Here is a 4,282-nt window from a genome sequence, read left to right as displayed (position 1 = left end):
GGAATGCGGTAAAATTATTTATGAGAGCAAACGAACCAAAGGATTTACGCGCGACTGGATCGAAAAACTGAAAGCTGATATGCGCAGCCAGGGTGCGGATATTGCGATTCTCGTAACACAAACCATGCCCGACGAAATGGATCAGTTTGGCGAAAAAAACGGGATCTGGATCTGCACCTTTTCGGAAGTGCGACCGCTGGCACAGGTGCTGCGTGAAAGCCTGATCAGGATCTATAATGCCATCCGCAATCAGGAAAACAAAGGCGATAAAATGCACATGCTCTACGATTATCTGACCAGTAATGAGTTTTCCGAACAGTGGAAAGCGATCCGGGAAGGCTTTATGAGTATGAAACTTTCCATTCAGAAAGAACGGGATGCCATGGAAAGACTTTGGAAAGCGCGTGAGAAACAACTCGAAAAAGTATTGCTGAATGCTGCTCATATCCGAGGCAGTATTGAAGGGATTGCAGGCTCCGATTCGATCAACCTTGAACTCGAAGACGACCCCCTCTCCCTCCCGGAATAATTTTTTGCCGGTCGGGTGCTATCCGACCGGCAAAAAATACTATAAGTTTTTTCTGAAATAGGCGCCCAACGCCTTGCCGGCATCGGCATAGGCTTCGCCAATACGCATACCGGTATCAAAATCAAACCCGCCGAAAGTACGCCCCAGGGCTTTTTCGAGCTTGATCTTGGCTACTTCCTTACTTCTGTTGGCTGTTTCTACAATTACAATATCAAGGTAGATATTTGCATTTCCCCGGGAAATACCCACATTAAAGCCCGGTTCAGTGGAAATGGTCTTTACAATCATAGTATACTTGGCAGATGGTGCATTTCCGGAAGCTATTCCACTTTCCGAAGCAAACAGCTCGTTGAACTTAGGATGAAACCTGGCTTCCCGGTCAGCCACCCAGGATTTGGCCCAGTTATCGCCCCTTCCCGGTTCTTTTTTATTGTAATCCGCCGTTTTTTTCGCAACATACTCTGCCTCTGTTTTAAACTTACCCACCGACATTCCCTCATACACAAACTCGGTGTTTATTTCTTTTTCGCCAGCCAATACCCCAATACTGCCGGATTCTACCCGGATTCGTTGGGCGTTTGCATCAGTGGAAATGGCAGCGACGGCTACCATCATCATTCCGAATACAGTTTTTTTCATGTACAAATTCATTTTTTACAAAATAGGATTTATTCTTTATATGTTTAATAAGGAGGCTGCAAACTACCCACCGCACGGGCAAAAATCCAACTGAGTTGGATCAATCTGTTCAGGTTACCAGGTAGGCCATCACCAGCGGTTCAAAAATTTTACCCGATAACTTCACCTCCTGTGGTTCACCAAGGTTAAATAGAAAGGGAATTTCCATCCACTTATTGGCGCCGTATTGAATCGGCCCGCTAAGCTGCATATGCGACTTAAAGTCCAGGCCTCCTAAGCCATGCCATTTATATACTGCTTCTTTGGCGCTCCAGATAACCGTGGTAAGTTCCAGTTGCAACTGGTCAAACAACTCCCATTGTGCCAGGAATTGCTTTTCGGCAGGCGACAAAAACTTGGGCGATATTCGTTCTATACGCGGGGTAACCAGCTCTATATCAATGCCCACCTGGCTTGTACTGCTGGCAATGGCCGCCGCATAATTTCCGCAATGCGAAATCGAAAAATGGTATTTTTCGCCGGGTAAATAGGGCTTACGGGTATCCGCTACCAGGATCTCTGCCAGGGGAAAATCGTCAAATAAAACAGTCAGCAGGTAACGGCCTGCCAGGTGCTGCAGGCGTTTATAAGGATGCGTTACATCCTTGTGCACCGGTACCCGTTCCAGAAAAAAAGATTCCGGTTCTTCGATCCGCCAAATCGCCAATTTGGTGGTTTGGTTGATATTATGTTGATAAAATAAGGCCAAGGTTGAAATTAAGAAGCTAACATTGCAGCGTCACTGAATCAGTACCACCCAACAAATATAAATTAAGCGAAGCACATGATTTTGTCGGATACGCGCATATTGGAAGAAATGGAGAAAGGCACCATCAAAATTGAACCCTATCAACGAGAATGCCTGGGCAGTAATTCCTATGATGTTCACCTGGGAAAATGGTTGGCTACCTACAAGGAACATATCCTGGATGCCAAAAAACATAACCAGATCGATTATTTTGAAATACCAGAAGATGGTTTTGTTCTTTATCCGCATATTTTTTACCTGGGGGTTACCGCTGAATACACGGAAACCCATGCACATGTTCCTTTTCTGGAAGGCAAATCCTCTACCGGCCGGCTCGGCATTGATATCCATGCCACGGCAGGCAAGGGCGATGTGGGTTTCTGCGGAAACTGGACGCTTGAAATTTCGGTGAAGCAACCGGTTAAGGTGTATAAAGGCATGCCGATCGGGCAGCTAATTTATTTCCCGGTAGATGGAGAAACTGAGGTGAAATACAATCAGAAGAAAAACGCCAAGTACAGCGGGCAGCCCGATAAGCCAATTGAAAGTATGATGTGGAAGAATAAGTTTTAAACGGGGCTCAGCTTCGCGGATCCCGGCCAATAAACCTGTTTTTCCCCAGTAAAAAACCAATTGCCAGGTTAATATTTTTTGCCATTGCTTTTTCTGTTTTTAATGAAAAAAGGTAGCGGTTGATCTCTTTTTGCAAGGAAGGAGGCGCTGAATGAATATTTTGCGGGCCGCAGGTATTTTATTTAATGCTTTTTCAAGCCCCGTATGCATGGCCAGGGTCCTGTCTCTTCTGTCGAAGGCCACCGCCACATCTATTATTTCACCAATCCTTTTCGTGGAATCAGGAAGCATGGTGGTATTAATATAGAGCCGCCAGCTTCCTTTATACTTCACCAGTGTTTGTTGATAGTTTATTCCGTTAACAGATCCGTACACCGGGATTGGCCCCTTTTCTTTGTTGGCTTCGGCAAAAATTTGCACAAGCAGCTGATCCGGCACTAACACATAGGGATTAATTCCAATGAGCTCAATCCTTGCCTTAAAGGTTTCCATACGTATTTAAAAAGCTGTTTCAGTTACTAAAATACGTCCAAAATAAAACGGAGCCCCGGTATTAAATTAAAGTTTATCCATCCCATACCTGCGCACATATGCTAGCACAAGGGCCACCACCTGGTTATAACTGAGCATACCGGATGGCTGTTGATTAACCCGCAGGTATTGCGCATAAAGGGTCCTGACCAAGGGTTCAAAAAATCCAACATGGTCCTGGTTAAACCGGCGCAGGGTACGCAGGTCTTCCTGTACACCCGGGGGCAACTGATCGTAACGAAGCTGTCCGAGGCTAGAATCGCGCAGGTATAAATCGCGAATAGCATACAGGTATAAATCAAAATAGGCTGAATACCGGAAAGCCGCACTCCCGCTTTTACTGGCTGTCAGAAATCCTGCTAAATTGGCTTCGTTTTCTTTAGCATACCCTAACTGATGGCCAATTTCATGGCAGGTAGTAAAAGGCTGAACAAATACGGGTACCGTAGTATTTACCTGTGCCTCACCCGTAAATGGGTTATAGTAACCGGTGAACCCAAGGTAATTCCCAAGATAACTGTAGAGAGATGGTTTCACAGATTGCCCGCCATATTTAAGAAAGACTGCCCGGCTGCCTGGTTGCTGGTAGGCACTGAAAGCCCGCGTGAATAAGGTTTTCTTATGTTGTAGGGGCTGTCGTTCGGGAAGTGAAACTATTCGGTTGTTTTCCATCCGCTGAACCAGTACCGCTACAAGCGTATCCAGTTCGGCTGTACTGTAGGCCGTGGCCTGGATACCGGCCTGCCTGGCAATACCTGCCCGGTTGTAATTCAGGCCCCATAACAAATTAAAAAGAATATAAATCCACAACCAAACCCTCATTACCCGCACCCCTACCCGCAGCAGCCAGGCTGTGTTCAGTTTTTTCTGCACAATGGCTTTAATCAGTTTAACCAGCCGAAAAACCAGCACTATAACCGCAATAGCATAAAGCAAATCACCAAAACTAAAGGGCATCCAGCCGAATAAAAAACGCTGCACCCTGGAAATAAGGGGATAAATACCCGTTGAATAATAGTTTTCCACCACCAGCGGAAAAGCCGACACAACTTTAATCAATAAAGCGATGGCCGCCAGAATGAATAAGCCGGTATACCGGTATCTTTGCCCCGTTCTTTCCTGCATATTGATACAACTATCCGCAATAATAGAATGTTCAACGCAAAAAGAAAATTCAAAAAATGCCTGCCATGAATATCGAAAAGAACCGGAATGAAGATGCC

General features: G+C 45.5%; 6 protein-coding genes. 2 read left to right on the top strand and 4 right to left on the bottom strand.

Annotation, left to right across the window (positions count from 1 at the left end; all coding sequences use genetic code 11):
• A partial coding sequence (locus tag A1D16_RS08960) for a DUF2130 domain-containing protein (RefSeq protein WP_290709023.1) occupies positions 1-529 on the top strand: 529 nt, incomplete at its 5' end.
• 39 nt (positions 530-568) lie between these two features.
• On the opposite strand, the gene A1D16_RS08955 is transcribed toward A1D16_RS08960, so the two are convergent.
• Together A1D16_RS08955 and A1D16_RS08950 are read right to left on the bottom strand one after the other, a co-directional pair.
• On the bottom strand, positions 569-1,168 hold the full coding sequence (locus A1D16_RS08955; protein ID WP_290709022.1) for a hypothetical protein: 600 nt from the start codon (positions 1,166-1,168) through the stop codon (positions 569-571).
• Between the two features lie 109 nt (positions 1,169-1,277).
• Entirely contained in the window at positions 1,278-1,916 is a 639-nt protein-coding gene (locus A1D16_RS08950; RefSeq protein WP_290709021.1) for a 4'-phosphopantetheinyl transferase superfamily protein, read from the bottom strand.
• A 75-nt stretch (positions 1,917-1,991) separates the two neighbouring features.
• Here A1D16_RS08950 and dcd point away from each other — a divergent pair, with 75 nt between their 5' ends.
• Positions 1,992-2,528, top strand: a complete 537-nt coding sequence (gene dcd / locus A1D16_RS08945) for a dCTP deaminase (protein WP_290709020.1) — start codon at positions 1,992-1,994, stop codon at positions 2,526-2,528.
• A 99-nt stretch (positions 2,529-2,627) separates the two neighbouring features.
• On the opposite strand, the gene A1D16_RS08940 is transcribed toward dcd, so the two are convergent.
• Positions 2,628-3,020 carry a DUF1905 domain-containing protein gene (locus tag A1D16_RS08940; protein ID WP_290709019.1) on the bottom strand — a complete coding sequence of 131 codons (393 nt, stop codon included), beginning with the start codon at positions 3,018-3,020 and terminating at the stop codon, positions 2,628-2,630.
• Positions 3,021-3,086: 66 nt separating this feature from the next.
• Positions 3,087-4,282 (bottom strand): DUF3810 domain-containing protein (locus A1D16_RS08935; protein WP_290709018.1); only part of this gene is annotated, 1,196 nt, incomplete at its 5' end.

Origin of the sequence: Flavihumibacter sp. CACIAM 22H1, from assembly GCF_001601815.1 — a bacterium.
GTDB lineage: Bacteria > Bacteroidota > Bacteroidia > Chitinophagales > Chitinophagaceae > Flavihumibacter.
This window is presented reverse-complemented; position numbering and strand designations above follow the sequence as displayed.

What these genes read in the sequence shown, in the direction of transcription:
- A1D16_RS08955 (WP_290709022.1), bottom strand. Translation starts at nt 1,168, where the DNA reads ATGAAAAAAACTGTATTCGGAATGATGATGGTAGCCGTCGCTGCCATT.
- A1D16_RS08940 (WP_290709019.1), bottom strand. Translation starts at nt 3,020, where the DNA reads ATGGAAACCTTTAAGGCAAGGATTGAGCTCATTGGAATTAATCCCTAT.
- dcd (WP_290709020.1), top strand. Translation starts at nt 1,992, where the DNA reads ATGATTTTGTCGGATACGCGCATATTGGAAGAAATGGAGAAAGGCACC.